We start from the raw sequence: 15,280 nt of genomic DNA on the forward strand, positions 1-15,280 counted from the left end.
TTCTTTCTGACATTTTCGTGATAGCGACCGAATGTGGTGCTTCGAGCCTGGGAGAAACGCGACCCAGGATTACAATCTCCAGCGAGTAAGCTATACAGACGTCAAGACGATTTTGATGTGGTGGGACACGTCGAAATTGGGAGTCCGAGGGGTTCGGGCTCCTTTGATCGAAGGTTGGGTTGGGGTTGGGGTCATGAACCAAGGGCCGGACTTCAAGGCCCGCGAAACGCTTGCGCTATTCGCGGATGAGTTGAGTGCACATCGGTATCTAGAGGGGCTGTTGTGGCCCAACGGCGTGTGTTGTCCACGCTGCGGCACCATCGGCAAGGTCGGCAAGCTGAATGGCGAGACGACCCGTGTCGGTACCTACAAGTGCTACGTCTGCCGGAAGGCTTTTTCTGTCCTACATGGCACTCTGATGAGTTCCAGCCATGTGCCTGCCCATAAATGGCTGCAAGCAATCTATCTTACCGAGGGTGGAACCAAGCCGATGCGGCCGTACCATCTGCATCAAATTCTGAACGTATCGTTCAAGACGGCATCGTCGATGCTGCGCCGCATCGGCGATGCGGCAGCTCAGCTTCAGTATGAGGCACCTCAGCGCAAACAGCAGGTCCCGGTTCTAAGATCGGCACCAATTGATGCCCCGCGGCACCCGAGCTTCCTGCCGGCGTCTCGCCCGTTGTCTCCTGCGCTATCCAGCAGGACTGTCCGGGTCAATATCGAGACCGTTCGCGGCGTTCCGGCTCGACTTGGATCTGAGGCCCTGTGAGCTGGCTTTCCTGACGGCTTCCTGCAGCCGGGGCAACATGTCCCAGATGCGCCGGTTGAGGTTTCTCAGATCGGCGCATGTCTTGAGAATGCCGTCGAGACGCTTCTGGTCGATGGCGTGTTGCTGGCCGAAGCTGATCTTGCCCCCCTTTATTACCAGCCGCATGGTTTGGGTGTGTGTGATGGCGCCGTTGCCATCCACTGTATACATTGCGTGAAGGAATTCGTTGCGAACCTGGTTGGTATCGTTGAAATCCTTGATGAGCTGATCGAGGGCGGAACGGACCTCGCGATTGTCTATCTTGATTCGGGCAAGGCGAGTTACGAGATCCAGTCGTGCCCGCGTAGTGTTGAGCGTTGAAAAAACGATTGCCGCCGATGCTTCATCGGTTTGCAGCAGAATCATCAGAATGTAGATCAGCAGGCTCTCGTTGTTGGATGAGCTGAAGACAAGCTGTCCAATCAAGGCCATGAGGTTGGCGCGGCTGGCTACGGTCTCGCGGGCAGCGATCTCGATCGCATTGAAATCCGGTGGATCGGGAAGAACGTCTGTGGCCGCCTCACCGAGCGACGAGGGGGCCGCTTCGTCAACATCCGGTGAGCCGTCCTGGTTGATACTCTCCGAGTCGTCGTTTTGCTCGTCGGTGCTGGAGCGGGCCGAACCTTTGTCCACCACGCGGACCAGTCTGCGAACAATCTCCTCGAATTCGATCTTTGTCTCGCCGTCGAGCATATCCTTCATTCGATCGACAAACAGTGCGAACTGCGCATCGCTATGTGCCGAGATATTCTTGCGCGCCATGTGTCGGCTTCCCGATGGACCAAAACGACCAAATCGATGCCAGCGATGCAGAACTCATGCATATGCCGCCACCAAACAGATACTACAGAGACATGGCACAAGTGGCATTGGCATTCGAGTTGCAGCACTTAGCTGAACATACAACCACATAAATACACACCGAATGCGATGTCCAGCTGTGCTGGAAGGCACTTGCCGAAGCTTTAGGCATCGACCACCTCCCAGTCCTTTTCAAACTCATTCGGCGTCTGGGTCGTTCAAGATTGGTTGAACTGACGTCATCGCTGATGCAGCTTAATGTTCTAACTGGGATGTTCGGGTTTGTGGCCCCGGACTTGATCGTGAGTGCGAATATTGCGCGGTCGGCAGCGCCTGTGGTGGGAGCACAGGGTGTGAAGGGAAGCAAACATGACCAATGTTCAACAGCCATTGCTACAACCAACCGGACAGTCGTGTGAGGCCGCGAAGGAGCCGATGGTACGGCTTCTGTCAAAGCGGCAACTGAAAGAGATGGTTCTGTACACCGGGCAGCATATTCAACGCCTGGAGGATGCCGGAAAGTTCCCCAAGCGCGTTCGCCTGGGCGATGGACCGCGAGGCCGGGTTGGCTGGCTCGAGAGCGAAGTACTGGAGTGGCTGCGGGAACGGATCGAGGCCCGCAACAAGGAAGCCGGCAACGCAACCTAGACCATCAGGTCAGGCTTTGCCTGGGATCCAGTGAGCCACTTCGTAGCCATCGACCACTTTGTCGGTAGGCTCGAATCCTTCGGGATTGCGAAGTGGTTCGATGACCTTGCGTGCCACTGCGACCGAGTTGGGCTCTGCGTACTTTTGCATATGACCGGCTATGTCGATGACGCGATCCGACATAGCCGCAAGAGGAGTGGACTCGTCGAAATGGACGTAGCCTGCATTCACCCCGCAGCGCACGGAAAAATCTTCTCTCATCAGCTTCACGTTCCGATTGAAGGCCTCGAGCGCCAGGATGACATCCTTGCCGGCCAGGACTGCCTGGTCGATCGTCGGAAAGCAGGCCATTACCCCATCCGGGGTCCAGGCCGTCTTCAGGATGCCGTGAGTGTCGAACACGGCCTCGACCATCTTTCGGTACTCCGCGAAGTCGTACTGTATGGCCGCGTTTTCCTCGCGTTCCTTCATGGCCGTCGATCCTACGACGTCGATGGACAGGAAGGCCACCTCGCGGCCGAAGGCATCCAGCTTCTTCTTGGCTTCGGCGAAGGCCCGCAGAAGCTCGTTGCGATCGACACTCTTGGCGTTTTCGAAGCTCTTGAAACCCTTGTCGAGCGCCACGGCCGCCTGCGTGCCCTCGTCGAGCTGCATGGACTCCTTCCAACGCTGAAGCTGCCGCCGCATCTGCCGCGCAGTTGCTCGGCTCGTAATGTGGTTATGCATCGACCCCACGCCGACGGCCACGACCGCCAACCCGGCGACCAGTATCCAATCGGTCCGGTCCTTGCCAGCGATCTTGGTCGGAATCTGCTCCCGTAGCTTCGGCCCGACGAACTGCAGAATCTGGTCTCGCTTGCGCAGAGCATAGTCCGTCACCGCGTAGCCATGCGGTTTGTCGAAGTAGGCGAGGGCATGGGGCGCCAGCAGCAGGACGATCGCGATCAGGATCAGCCAGCGCAAAAGCGATACGAGACCCGACATGACGATGATCGGGAATGACCGGCGCGGCAACGTAAAGGTTCCCGACATCGTCTCTCCAGCGGGAGGCCGCGGTTGCTACGTTGTACTTAGAGCCAACCGGGGCGTGTCCCCTCAATGGGATTTGGCGGACCCATGCTGCACATCAGCTACCGCGATCTTGACCACCAGAGCATAGCGCGACATTGAGGCTTCTCCGTCGATGCGATGAGTTTGCGTGGCGTTTTTGACTCACAGCACCTCTCTCGGAATTCGTTCAAAGCGTTCAGGCAAGAGGAGTAGCCCCATGTCACCGGCATCCACGACAGTCCTGCGCGGAAGGCGCTTCAGGTCATGATCGACTATCAAATCACTCTGCCGACGATCCTGATCGGCCTCTTCGTGCTGTCACAAGGTCTGTACTTGATGGCCTTCGCGATCGATCTCTACCTCTTCTCACTCCCCGTGAACCGCGTGGACATGGACGAGGCAGAGTATCTGCAACCCGACGAGTTTCCTTTCATCGTCCTCTTCTATCCGGTCTTGAAGGAACTCGAAGCCACGATGCGGACGACGCTCACGTCGCTGGCCGAGCTCGATTACCCGCGCGATCGCTATCGTGTCATCGCGATTCCCAATTCCGACGACATCGAAACCATTGCCAGTCTCGAGCGGCTGCAGGGCGAGTTTCCGTTCCTTCAGTTGATACGGGTGCCGCCGACGAGCGACCGTTCCTGGCACGTCGTTTGGAATGCCTGGCAGCGTAACGACAAGGCCTATTGGTGGCACAGCGGGCAGCGCGCCTACAATCGGGACCTGCCGCCGAAGAAGACGCGGCAGTTAATCTACGCCTTCTACACGATGGTTGCGGAGGTCGGCGGGCGCGAAGATTTCCTGATCGACTATATCGATGCCGACAGCTGCCCGCCGCGCGACCACCTGCTGGCAGCCGCGGTCGGGATCCGCCGGTACGACGTCCTGCAAGCCAAGAACGTCGCGGGCAATCTCAACGCCAGCATGGCGGCCTCGTGGCATGCCTTCGACCACATGGCCTGGGACGGCATGAAATACCCGCACCTGTCGTCCAATGGGCGCCAGCCCTACTGGGTGCTGGGCAAGGGCACGATCTTCCGGGCCTCCGATCTCGTCGCGCTCGGGGGCTTCCATCCCTGGCTGACGATTGAAGACCCCGAAGTCGGCATGCGCTTCTGGGTGAACGGCAAGCGCCTCGGCATCATCGAGAACTCGCTGATCGAGGAGGTACCTTCGACGCTGATGAGGGGCATCACGCAGCGCAAGCGCTGGGTTGCAGGCTTCTTCCAGAGCCTTGGCTCGCCTCTTCGGTCGATGGGTATGACGCGGTGGCAGCGCTTCAAGGCGTGGCTCATCTTCATGCCTTGCCTGTCGCTGTCCCTGAACGCCTTTGGTATCCCGATCGGCATCTGGGCGCTATGGACCTGGCTGGACGGCACGTCGGTCATGCCCGAATGGACGATTGGCCTGGCCGCCTTCAACGTTGCGACCTACGCCGTGATGCTCTCGGCGCTGTACTGGTCGACATGGAAGCGCACGGCTCTGGTGCTCACCAGCATGCGTGCCCGGCTATGGTACATGCTGAGGGTCAATCCGGTGTCGCTCGCCATCTGGTGGCTGATCTGGCTCGTGCCGCTCTGGATCGGCTATCGCATGTATGTTCAGGACAAGGGCCTCGTGTGGGAGCGAACGGAGAAGATCAACGCCAACGAGCCACTTATGCTGGAACTCCGGCGTTAGAGTATTCGGCCCACCGCATGTCGGCCTTTGGCATGCGGTGGGTGTTCCAAGTTCCGAGGCTTGGGTGACGTAAGTCGGATAGCAGGTGCTTCAAATCCAAAAGTCGACGCGTACGGCATGTGGCAGACAAAGGGAGGGTGTTGCAAGGGAGCGTTAAATCATGTCCAGGCGTCATGCGTTGGTAACGGGAGGGGCGGGGTTCATCGGATCCCATCTTGTCGACAAGCTTCTCGATCGCGGATTTGAAGTAACGGTCCTCGATTGTCTATTGCCTCAAGTTCACGGCGATGCCGAAATGGCCGCCGATGGCTGGCCGATCTATCTCAATCCGGAAGCCCGGCGCATCAAGGGCAACATTCTCGATGACGGAGTCTTCGAGTCCAGCCTCACCGGCGTGACGCATCTCGTCCATCTGGCGGCTTCGGTCGGCGTCGGTCAGAGCATGACCAACATCGTCGACTATACGCGCAACAACACCATGGCCACTGCGGTCGTCCTCGACGTACTGTCGAGGTGCCAGCACAGCGTCGAACGGATGGCCGTAGCCTCGTCGATGTCGGTCTACGGCGAAGGCGAGTATCGCTCGGCGTCCACGCAGGGCTCGCTCGCGCCGCCGCCGCGCACGCAGGAACAGCTCCAGCACAGGGCGTGGGAACTCACGCGAAGCGACGGAAAGATGACTGAAGCACTCGAGCCGGTCGCGACGAAGGAGGGGAAGCCGCTGCATCCGGCTTCGATCTACGCGATCAACAAGCGCGACCAGGAGGAGATGTGCCTAACCGTCGGCCGAGCGCTGGGCATTCCGACTGTCGCGCTTCGCCTCTTCAACGCGTACGGATCGCGCCAGGCGCTCAGCAACCCTTACACGGGCGTCGCGGCGATCTTCATTTCGCGGCTTCTGAACGGGGAACCGCCACTTGTATTCGAGGACGGCGAACAGAAACGCGATTTCGTGCATGTCGGCGACGTTGCCGAAGCTTTCGCGACGGTACTCGAGAGCGACAAACGCGTCTGGGAGGCTTTCAACGTCGGCAGTGGGCAGTCCGTCACAGTGAACAGCATTGCGCGTACGCTGGCACGCCTGTTGCGCAAGAACATCGCGCCGCAGGTGCTGGACAAGTACAGGGTCGGCGATATCCGGCATTGCTTCGCCGACATCTCGAGGATTGAGAAGGAGTTCGAATTCAAACCCCGACAGGAATTCGACGACGGGATGGAGGAACTCATTCGCTGGGTCGTGACGGCCCGCAAGCCGGTCGACAGGTCCGCGAGCAGTCTGGCCGAACTCACACGCGGTCGGATGGTGGTCTGACCCCGCTACGCGCCCTGACCAGCCCGGTAGGCTGGTCAGGCACGGTGGTGCAGAGCATTGGCGATGGTGTGGTACATTGGCTTGCGTCGCATCGCCGTGTCGAATGGCAGGCCGCGATTGACACCAGGCGACGATCCATCCCTCCAGCCGCCCGGATAGCGGGCAAGGTCAGCCGGCGTAACCTGCAGCCAAGAGTGCCGGTCGCTCAGCCCCCAGGTTGTCACACCGCGTACTGCGGATTGCGCCAGGGCGACGTCGAGATAGCGAGCCGTCGCATCGGCGACCTGACGGTCCCGCTGCTCCACCGACTGGATGTAGTCATGTTCCTTGACGTCCAGTTCGGTGATCACGATGAACAGCCCGAGATCCGCGATGTTCCGTAGGAACTGCGCATAGATGTCCGCGCGAAACTGGCCTTTGGACAAATCGAGATGTGCCTGCAAGCCGACGCCGTCCAGTGGAACGCCGGCGCGCTTCAGCCGTTCGAGCAGCTTCAGGAAAAGGTAGCGACGATCGTTCTCGACTCGATCCTCGGTTTCCAGCGCGAACTCGTTGATGATCAGCTCTGCACCGGGGGCGAGGCGGCGAGCCTCGTTCAACGCCCTTGGAATGTAGTCCGGACCAAATGCCTGGAGAAACACGCTGCCGCGAAGGCCATCCATACGGTACCCGGTTTCGATCGGTTCGTTGATCACGTCCCATTGGGTGATCGTGCTGCGATAGCGGCCCAGCACGGCTTCGAAGTATCGTTGGATGAGCCCCCAGTTCTTTTGCGTAACGAGCGCCGATTCTGCCCAGGCGGGGATGCCGCCATGCCATAGCAAGGTGTGCCCATGCAGACGCATTCCCTGAGCCGCGGCGAAAGCCAGCAGGCTGTCCATCGGACCAAACTGGAAGGATCCTGGCGACCGTTCGATGGCGTCCCATTTGAGGGCGATTTCCGGCGTCAACCAGGCGCATTCGCGCAACACGGTGCCTCGCAGGTCGTCCTCACGGACAATATCTTCGATCCGTACGGCAGATCCGAAAAAGCGCCCGGCGCCAGCGGCGATCTGCGAGAGCGAATCGTCGGTCGACCGCGACGGTTGCCCGGCGAGCGTCAATTCGCTGTGTCCGATGATTGCGCTGGCAGCGAGAAGGCGTCTGCGAGTCAGTCCAGAAGGCAAGGAGTCCTCACACGCCGATCGGGCGTTCCTTCATGATCTCCCCTGATCATCGAAATTGCCAGCCTCTCCGGACATGCGAGTGCCCAGGCTCGATGACGTGAGTGAAGCGTCATCGATTGCAGGGCCTTTCGGCCTGCGTGCCTGGGCGAAGGTATTGCCGCGGGTGGGAGCCGTGTCGGCAATGCCAGCCCGACGATGCTATCCGTCCAGTACGGCGTATCGCACCCGGACTTGAGCGCCCCAGATGTGGAGGCCGTTATGCTTTCCGAGACCCGATGCTGATTGGAGTCGACAGCCAGCCACAATCACCGTTGAAGTACGTCTTGGGAATCAGGGATGGGAAAGGGTGGAGGCGAAGCCATGAGATATTCAGCGGCGCTCATCGTCTTCTTTGTCTTTTTTGCAATCTTGCCGGAGACAACGAAGAGCCAGGCAAAATCCAGTCAGCTCTGCGAGCAGAAAGTCGAGTATACTGTCGTGTCACCCGATGCGACTGAGAATCCGGAGCTTCGAGCTTTCTCGGGGGTCTGGGCGGGCAACGTCTCGTTCCAGTCGACCATCGAGATGTGCGTTGCCCTTGTTGTCGAAAAGATCGAGGCGGACGGCAAGGTCGATACCAAGTTCGTCTGGCTGACAGGGTCAAGCACGGGCATCGAAAACCTGGCGAGCCTGGGCGCAGTGTCTTGGTCGGGGAAGATCGAAGGCGACACGCTGCGCCTCGTTGGAACCAACAACGGCAACACCTACACGTACGTGTTTCGTCCGAACGGGGCGAACGAAATGACGGGTTCCTTCTTCCAGAACAGTCATCAATACCCCTTGACGTTGACGCGGCGGCAGGCGGGCTGAGCCCCTACCTGCCAGGGCCGGTGTCCGGCAGGGCACGCGAACCGGAGAGGACGTCGCCTACTCGACGGTGACGCTCTTGGCGAGGTTGCGGGGCTGATCGACGTCGGTACCTTTAGCCACCGCCGTATAGTAGGCTAGCAGCTGAACCGGGACGGTGTAGAGGATCGGTGCCACTGCCGGTTCGACTCTGGGCAGGATGATGGACGCGGCGGCCTGCGAACCCAGGCGAGAGACGCCTTCGGCATCGCTTAACAGCACCAGCTTGCCGCCACGCGCCTTCACCTGTTCGAAGTTCGAGGCGATCTTGTCGAAGACGGCGTCGCTCGGCGCCACCACGACGACAGGCACCATTTCGTCGATCAGCGCGATCGGGCCGTGCTTCATTTCTCCGCCGGCATAGCCCTCGGCATGGATGTAGGAAATTTCCTTGAGCTTCAGCGCACCTTCCAGCGCAATCGGGAAGGACGAACCGCGGCCTATGTAGAGGACATCGCGCGCGTCGGCGAGGATTTCCTGGCCGATCCACCTGAACTGTTCTTCCATACCAATAGCTGCGTTGATGTGGGCCGGCAGCTCGATCAGGGCGCCGGCGAGCCGCATCTCCTCTTCCCGGGAGAGGTTGCGACGTGCCCGACCGGCACCGATTGCCGCCGCGAGCAACACGGTAAGCTGCGTCGTGAACGCCTTGGTTGACGCAACGCCGATCTCGGGCCCGGCAAGCGTCGGCAGCACGGCGTGCGACTCGCGAGCGATGGCGCTTTCGGGAACATTTACGACGGACAGGATGGTCTGCTTCTGTGCCTTGGCGTAGCGCAGTGCGGCCAGGGTATCGACGGTCTCGCCCGACTGCGAGACAGCGATGCACACGCCGTTCTCTGACATCGGTGGTTCGCGATAGCGCAGTTCCGAAGCGACTTCGATGTCGACCGGCAGGCGCGCAAGTCGCTCGAACCAGTACTTGGCCACCATGCAGGCATAGAAGGCCGTACCGCAGGCCGTCATGGTCAACCGTGAGACCTTGGTCCAGTCGCAGGGCAGGGCCGGCAGGGTCACCAACCGCGTGGCAGGTTCGAGATAGGTCTGCAACGTATCGCCGATGACGGAAGGCTGTTCGTGAATCTCCTTCAGCATGAAGTGGCGATGGTTGCCCTTGCCCATCATGGCGCCCGAGATGCCGCTTTGGCGGACCTCGCGCTTTACCTCGGTTTGGCCCTGGTAGATCGTCGCGCCCTTGGCGGTCAGCACGACCCAGTCGTCGTCCTCCAGATAAGTCACTCGCTTGGTGAAGGGCGCCAGGGCCAGGGCGTCGGTGCCGATGTACATTTCACCGTCGCCGTGGCCTACTGCGAGTGAACTGCCGCGTCGCGCCCCCATCAGAATGTCGTGACGGCCCGTAAACAGGGCAACCAGCGCGAATGCGCCGCGAAGCCGCTCCATCGCCTTGCCCATGGCCTGTTGCGGCGACATCTGCCGTTCGAGATTCGACGTCAGCAGTTGCGCCACGACCTCGGTGTCGGTGTCGCTGTCGAAACGGCGGCCTTCGGCCACGAGTTCGTTCTTCAGCTCCTGAAAGTTCTCGATGATGCCGTTGTGGACGATCGCTACCTGATCCGTAGCGATGGGATGGGCGTTGCGCTCGCTGGGCTTGCCGTGGGTCGCCCAGCGCGTATGGCCGATGCCGATCGTGCCGGGCAGCGGGTCCTTTGCCAAGCGGGCTTCGAGATTGACCAGCTTTCCTTCGGTGCGCCGGCGTTCGATGTGTCCGTTGACCAGGGTGGCGACGCCTGCCGAATCGTAGCCTCTGTATTCGAGACGCTTCAGTGCCTCGACCAGCGAGGGCGTGACAGGAGCATTGCCGATGACGCCAATAATTCCGCACATAGGAACCCGCCAGGTTACTTTGCGCCCTGACCGCGGATCACTGCCGGAAGGGTCGCGATAAGAATGTAGAGGTCGAGCCAAAGGGCTCGATTGCGAATGTAGAAGCAGTCTTGGGCGCGCTGGTCTCCAAGATCGCCGTTGCTGCGCGACGAGATCTGCCAGAGTCCGGTAAGACCGGGCGGCACCGTCACCCGCAGCGCCTGGAATTCGGGATCGAACGCGTTCATGTGGTAGGCGGGAAACGGCCGCGGCCCCACGAGGCTCATGTCGCCGCGGATCACGTTCCAGAGCTGGGGCAACTCGTCCAGGCTCGTGCGCCTCAGGAAGTTGCCGATATGCGGCAGAATTCTTGGGTCGGCCGGCAACTTGAAGTATCGCTGCCACTGCTCCTGCAAGGCCGGATCGGCTGCCAGCACGCGCTCGAGCCGTTGCTCGGCGTCCTGATACATCGTCCGCAGCTTCAGCACCTGAATGGGCTTGCCGTAGCGGCCGACGCGACGCTGACCGTAGAACGCCGGCCCTGGATCCGCGATCTTGATGGCCAGGGCGAGCAGGCAGATGACAGGCGCCGTGAGGACCGCAATCGGCAAGGTCACGGCAAGATCGATGATGCGCTTTTGAACACCGCTGGGATGGAGTGGCTGACCGACCAGCTCCAGGGCGACGAAGCGATCGAAATGGCGGGTCTGCAAGCCCGTGGAGGCAAGATCGCCGAGCTGATTGACCACAAGGATTTGCCGGGCGCCCAGTCGATAGAGCAAGCTCGGATCCTCCGGTAGGGCACGGCGATCGGGCACAATGACGACTTCGGGACCGTTGGCCGCCTGGCCTTCTTCGAGCATGCGGATTCGAGGTAGCCCCGAGACCGGGTCGTCTTTGTCCTGGCCAAGCGCCGGATTGCCCGCAGCATCGCCGGCGCGCACGCCATCGTCGATGAATCCGACAGGCCTCAGTCCCCAGGTGGGCTGGCTCATCAACAGACGGGCGAGCATCTGGCTGTTGGCGCCGATCCCAAGAATGGCGGCCGGGGCAATTGTCCGTCCGAGCCGCATGTTGATCAGGTGATCGACCCACGACCCGAGGACCAGCGAGACCAGGCCGGCAATCGGCACGAACAGCAGTTCGGCCGACAGCCCCTCGCGGCCCCACATGAGCGTGCCCGCGAACACGAACAGCAATGTCGCTGTGCCGCGCAGACGGAAGCGTTCCATCGGGCCTTTTGTGCTGGAACGATAGAGGCCCAGCAAAGCATGTATGCCGATCAGCAGGGCGAGCGTCGCGGGCCCATGTATTTGCAACTCGGTCGCGAGATTGAGCGGATAGGCGAGGCCTGCGACATTCACCAGCGAGGCGGCCATCGCAACAGCAATGGCGCCGCAGGCGATGTCGCCTGCCAGAAGCCCGGCTTCGAGAAGCACGTGACGCCTGCTCCATCTGGTCGCGGACGCAACACCGCGCGCCGAAGCGTCGTGCGGGAACTGCCCGCTATCCGGCGACGACAGTGTCTGGACGAGTTGTGCGTCAACGTTCGACATAGGCTCGCAACCACTCGAACTAAGGGCCAGGGGCTCTTCTTTCCGCCCGATCCGGCAGCGGCGGGCCCGCGCCGTTCAGGCTTGTCACGTTATGGCGTGCGATTGCGCTCTCAAGCGCCAAGAGGGAGTAGTCCTCTCAATAAGTTCAAATGGTGAGGTGGGAGTGGTGCTGAAAGTGCACCACTGCACGACCGAACGTCGATATGCCTGCTCGAGGCGGCAGGGGCCAAACGTTCGGCGGCGCTCCGAAATTACTCGAAGCGGCTGAGGAGCGTGACGGAACAGTGCGCTGCTCCAGGCGGTAGCATTACGCTTGTGCCTATTCAGATGTGCCTATTCAGACGGCCGCACCAGTCCAGCGGTAGTTGCCTGCGGAGCCGCACTTCCTGTCGTCTCTTGCCTGGAGGCATCGGTCCGATTCGGCGTCAGCTCCAGAGTCGGCGGAACAACCGAACCGACCTGGACGATGTCGCCGGGCTGGAGCATGAATTCGGCGGCCGAGTCGTACTTGACGGTCGTGGTGCTCTTGGCGCGGCTCACGGTTATGGCGAGCTGCTCACCGTTCGCTCCCGTGAGCCACCCCATCTGGCCTGTACGGGCCGCGCGCGCGCGCACTGCGGAGGGCAGCGTAACCGTCAACTCCAGCAGCTGACGGTCCGTTTCTCGGAGTTCGGCCATGACGCGGCGTTGGTAATTGTTCCGCAGCTCCGCAATCTTGTACTGCAGGTCGCCGATAGCGAGTTCGGCCCTCAGCGTTTCGGACTGAAGGCGCGCAATGCTTCCCTCAATACGCGCTTCCTCGCGCTTGATCTCGATATAGGTGGGCTTGCGCGCGAGCCCGGACTTCGCCAGCTGCTCGTAGTCGGCAATCAGCTGCTTGTTCAACTCACGCTGTCGGCTTTCGAGTTCGGACTGTTGCTTGAGAGAGGCGATTTCGGCGTCCAGTCGCGGAAACTGCTTTTGCAGGGCCTCGACTTCCTGCCGCTCAGCCTGCCGCTCGGTCGCGAAGACCCGTTGTTCGTTGTCGCGGATCTGGGCGATACGGGCCGGGTCGGCGACGAGTCCGGATATGTCCTGAAAATCGATACGATCGTCGCCGTTCTGTTGCGCCACCAGCCGGGCCCGTTTGGCAAGGAGAGCAACGCGGCTGATCTCCAGCAACCGAACACGCTCATCTGCCTGGAAGGCATCTCCGGCGACACCGCTGTGATCGGAAACGCCGACACCTCCCGCATGGGCTATCGCGGCGAGAAGCGACTGTCCTTCCCGATAGGGATAGGGGCCGGGCGTCCGGACGAGGCCCAGGACATAGATCGGACGAAACTCTGCGATCTTCACGCTGACCACCGGCCTGCGTACATACCCCTGCTCAAGCGAGTAGCCGATGCTCTTCTCGAGTTCGCCGAGCGTAAGCGTAGCAGCGCGAACCTCGCCGACGATCGGCAAGCGGATATTGCCGCCCTGATCGACAATCGACTCACCGGACAGGTCGGGTTGGCCAAACACAGTCACGGCAATCTTGTCACCAGGCGCGAGTTTGTAGGCTTGCGGCGCTGGCGATTGGCCGGCAGCCGGTTCCATTGCCCATGCCAGGAGGACGGCGCTCACCAGAACCTGACAAAGGTAACCCAGTGAATTCCCTCGCCGCCGATTGCCCCCGCGATTTCCAACGATTGAGATCATGCCGCCACCGGATCCGTTGACTGGGTCGCTCTGTTGCATTGTAGGCGAGGCGGAAGAGGCGGCGCGGGCCCTTATAGGGAAGGGCCTGAAATTTGCCTTCTAATAGGAGGTACTCCCAGCGACCAGGCCGCTAGGGAAGGCGACAACGGCTCGAATGGCCCGATCGGCCCGATCGGCATTCTTCCGTGGTTGAACAAGTTTCAACAGTGGGCTGCGCAAGTCAGCCTGAGGTCGACGAAATCCCGTCGCCTGAACCGCTTAAGGCGAGCTTAATGAGGTAGGTGGTCAGGGCTCATCACGAGTCGATTTCTCGATTGATGTACTCCGCGTTGATAACGGGGGGCCACTGATCTCAGAGCAAGGGTAGGGCGAGCAAAGGCGCGGCGAGCGTCGCGCCCGGGGAGTAATGATCATGGGTACAGTAGCAACCATCATCATCGAGCCACGGCTGCTTGTGCGGGAAGCACTCGAATCACTGATGGAAAGTCATTCCTATCACTTCGTATGCGGGGCAAGCTCTGCGGCAGACATCGAGAACTCGGCGATCGTCGCCGAAGGCCCCAAACTTGTCATCTTGAGTGCATTGTCCGCCGACAATGCCGCCTCGGAGGCCGCCAGCATCCGGAGGCTGTGGCCTGACAGCAAGGTCGTCTTGCTGTTCGAGCACCTCTCTCCGGCCGATTTCCAGCAACTGATAACGTCGCAACTCGACGGCTGCGTTCCGCTATTCGTATCTCCACATACGCTGTTCAGCATGCTCGATCTGGTCATGATCAAGGATGTGCGCGTCATGGTGGTGGGGGACGGGAAAGGCCCCTCGATCCCTTCGATGCATGGCGAAGAATCACAGCAGATGAATCTGGGGAAATCCCTATCGAGTGACGCCAAGCAGGAATCGATGGCGACCGGCATGCTCACCCTCCAGCGGGCCCAGCCCTCGGTGAACGGTGGCGGCACGGTGGACTCGGAGGCAGGCGGCAATGGCATGCCGTGTGCGCCCACGTTCCGGAATTTCCCCAAATTGTCGGAGCGCGAGGCGCAGATCCTCGACGGCCTCGTGAAGGGGCATGCGAATAAGGTGATCGCGCGTACCTGGGACATCGCTGAAGCGACGGTCAAGGTCCATATGAAGTCGATCCTTCGGAAGATCCATGTCGGGAACCGCACGCAGGCGGCCATCTGGGCACTGGAGAACGGCTATCCTTGCGACGAAGTCAAAGTTCGAGCCCTGAAGGCGGCTGCGGCCATCCAGGGTCATGCTGCCACAATGGCCCCTGATTTGAACGGTCACGGATCGAACGAGACCGTGCGGCTTTCGTAGCCGAGACGAGACGGCTTCTGCCTGCCGAGCCGCGAATTGTAGCCAACATTCGGCATGGCGGTGTCGTAGTGGGTCGCCGATCGATGAGTGGAGGGGCTTGTGTCGAAGAATGATCTCGTGGTCGTCACCGGCGCCGGTGGCTTTATCGGTGGCCATCTGGTGCGTGTGCTGCAGGAGCGCGGTCATACCAAGATCCGCGCGGTGGACGTGAAGCCTCTGGCGGAGTGGTACCAGAAGACGCCGGGTGTCGAGAACCAGGTGGGCGACCTCGCCCTGCTGGAGCCCTGCCGCAAGGCGGCCAAGGACGCCGCGATGATCTACAACCTGGCCGCCGACATGGGCGGCATGGGCTTCATCGAGACGCACAAGGCGGAGTGCATGCTGTCGGTGCTGGTCAGCACCCACATGCTGGTCGCGGCCAAGGAAGCCGGCGTGCCGCGCTTCTTCTATTCGTCGTCGGCCTGCGTCTACAACGGCGACAAGCAGACCGATGCCAATGTGACGGCGCTGAAGGAAGCCGACGCCTATCCCGCCCTGCCG

The 15,280-nt window shown here is 60.9% G+C and carries 13 protein-coding genes; 7 read left to right on the plus strand and 6 right to left on the minus strand.

What is annotated here, in order from left to right; genetic code table 11:
- Positions 1-193 precede the first annotated feature (193 nt).
- Complete coding sequence (locus tag BN60_RS29535) at positions 194-772, plus strand: transposase (RefSeq protein ID WP_177324792.1); 579 nt, start codon at positions 194-196, stop codon at positions 770-772.
- Here the strand turns inward: BN60_RS29535 and BN60_RS30805 are convergent.
- Positions 695-1,573, minus strand: a complete 879-nt coding sequence (locus BN60_RS30805) for a hypothetical protein (protein WP_020695821.1) — start codon at positions 1,571-1,573, stop codon at positions 695-697. The genes BN60_RS29535 and BN60_RS30805 overlap by 78 nt on opposite strands.
- Before the next feature lie 408 nt (positions 1,574-1,981).
- On the opposite strand from BN60_RS30805, the gene BN60_RS09595 reads away from it, so the two are divergent.
- A complete protein-coding gene (locus BN60_RS09595) occupies positions 1,982-2,260 on the plus strand; it encodes a helix-turn-helix transcriptional regulator (protein WP_245539821.1) in 279 nt (92 codons plus the stop codon).
- Between the two features lie 9 nt (positions 2,261-2,269).
- Here BN60_RS09595 and BN60_RS09600 read toward each other — a convergent pair whose 3' ends face one another.
- The gene (locus tag BN60_RS09600; RefSeq protein WP_020695823.1) at positions 2,270-3,292 is read right to left on the minus strand and encodes an adenylate/guanylate cyclase domain-containing protein; all 1,023 of its coding nucleotides are present in this window, start codon (positions 3,290-3,292) and stop codon (positions 2,270-2,272) included.
- 282 nt (positions 3,293-3,574) lie between these two features.
- Here BN60_RS09600 and BN60_RS09605 point away from each other — a divergent pair, with 282 nt between their 5' ends.
- On the plus strand, positions 3,575-4,993 hold the full coding sequence (locus tag BN60_RS09605; RefSeq protein ID WP_020695824.1) for a glycosyltransferase family 2 protein: 1,419 nt from the start codon (positions 3,575-3,577) through the stop codon (positions 4,991-4,993).
- A gap of 160 nt (positions 4,994-5,153) precedes the next feature.
- The gene (locus BN60_RS09610) at positions 5,154-6,305 is read left to right on the plus strand and encodes an NAD-dependent epimerase/dehydratase family protein (protein ID WP_043283781.1); all 1,152 of its coding nucleotides are present in this window, start codon (positions 5,154-5,156) and stop codon (positions 6,303-6,305) included.
- 35 nt (positions 6,306-6,340) lie between these two features.
- Here the strand turns inward: BN60_RS09610 and BN60_RS09615 are convergent, their stop codons facing one another.
- A complete protein-coding gene (locus BN60_RS09615; protein ID WP_020695826.1) occupies positions 6,341-7,408 on the minus strand; it encodes an endo-1,4-beta-xylanase in 1,068 nt (355 codons plus the stop codon).
- Positions 7,409-7,831: 423 nt separating this feature from the next.
- Here BN60_RS09615 and BN60_RS09620 point away from each other — a divergent pair, with 423 nt between their 5' ends.
- Entirely contained in the window at positions 7,832-8,320 is a 489-nt protein-coding gene (locus BN60_RS09620; protein ID WP_020695827.1) for a hypothetical protein, read from the plus strand.
- 57 nt (positions 8,321-8,377) lie between these two features.
- Here BN60_RS09620 and glmS read toward each other — a convergent pair whose 3' ends face one another.
- The 3 genes from glmS to BN60_RS09635 form a co-directional block, all read right to left on the minus strand.
- The gene (gene glmS / locus BN60_RS09625; protein WP_020695828.1) at positions 8,378-10,201 is read right to left on the minus strand and encodes a glutamine--fructose-6-phosphate transaminase (isomerizing); all 1,824 of its coding nucleotides are present in this window, start codon (positions 10,199-10,201) and stop codon (positions 8,378-8,380) included.
- Between the two features lie 14 nt (positions 10,202-10,215).
- Complete coding sequence (locus BN60_RS09630; RefSeq protein WP_020695829.1) at positions 10,216-11,619, minus strand: sugar transferase; 1,404 nt, start codon at positions 11,617-11,619, stop codon at positions 10,216-10,218.
- A gap of 450 nt (positions 11,620-12,069) precedes the next feature.
- Positions 12,070-13,344, minus strand: a complete 1,275-nt coding sequence (locus BN60_RS09635; protein ID WP_177324793.1) for a polysaccharide biosynthesis/export family protein — start codon at positions 13,342-13,344, stop codon at positions 12,070-12,072.
- A gap of 487 nt (positions 13,345-13,831) precedes the next feature.
- On the opposite strand from BN60_RS09635, the gene BN60_RS31450 reads away from it, so the two are divergent.
- Positions 13,832-14,740 carry a response regulator transcription factor gene (locus BN60_RS31450; RefSeq protein ID WP_245539822.1) on the plus strand — a complete coding sequence of 303 codons (909 nt, stop codon included), beginning with the start codon at positions 13,832-13,834 and terminating at the stop codon, positions 14,738-14,740.
- A 99-nt stretch (positions 14,741-14,839) separates the two neighbouring features.
- On the plus strand, positions 14,840-15,280 hold a 441-nt coding region (locus tag BN60_RS09645; RefSeq protein WP_020695832.1), incomplete at its 3' end, for an NAD-dependent epimerase/dehydratase family protein.

This window comes from Reyranella massiliensis 521 (assembly GCF_000312425.1).
Lineage (GTDB): Bacteria > Pseudomonadota > Alphaproteobacteria > Reyranellales > Reyranellaceae > Reyranella > Reyranella massiliensis.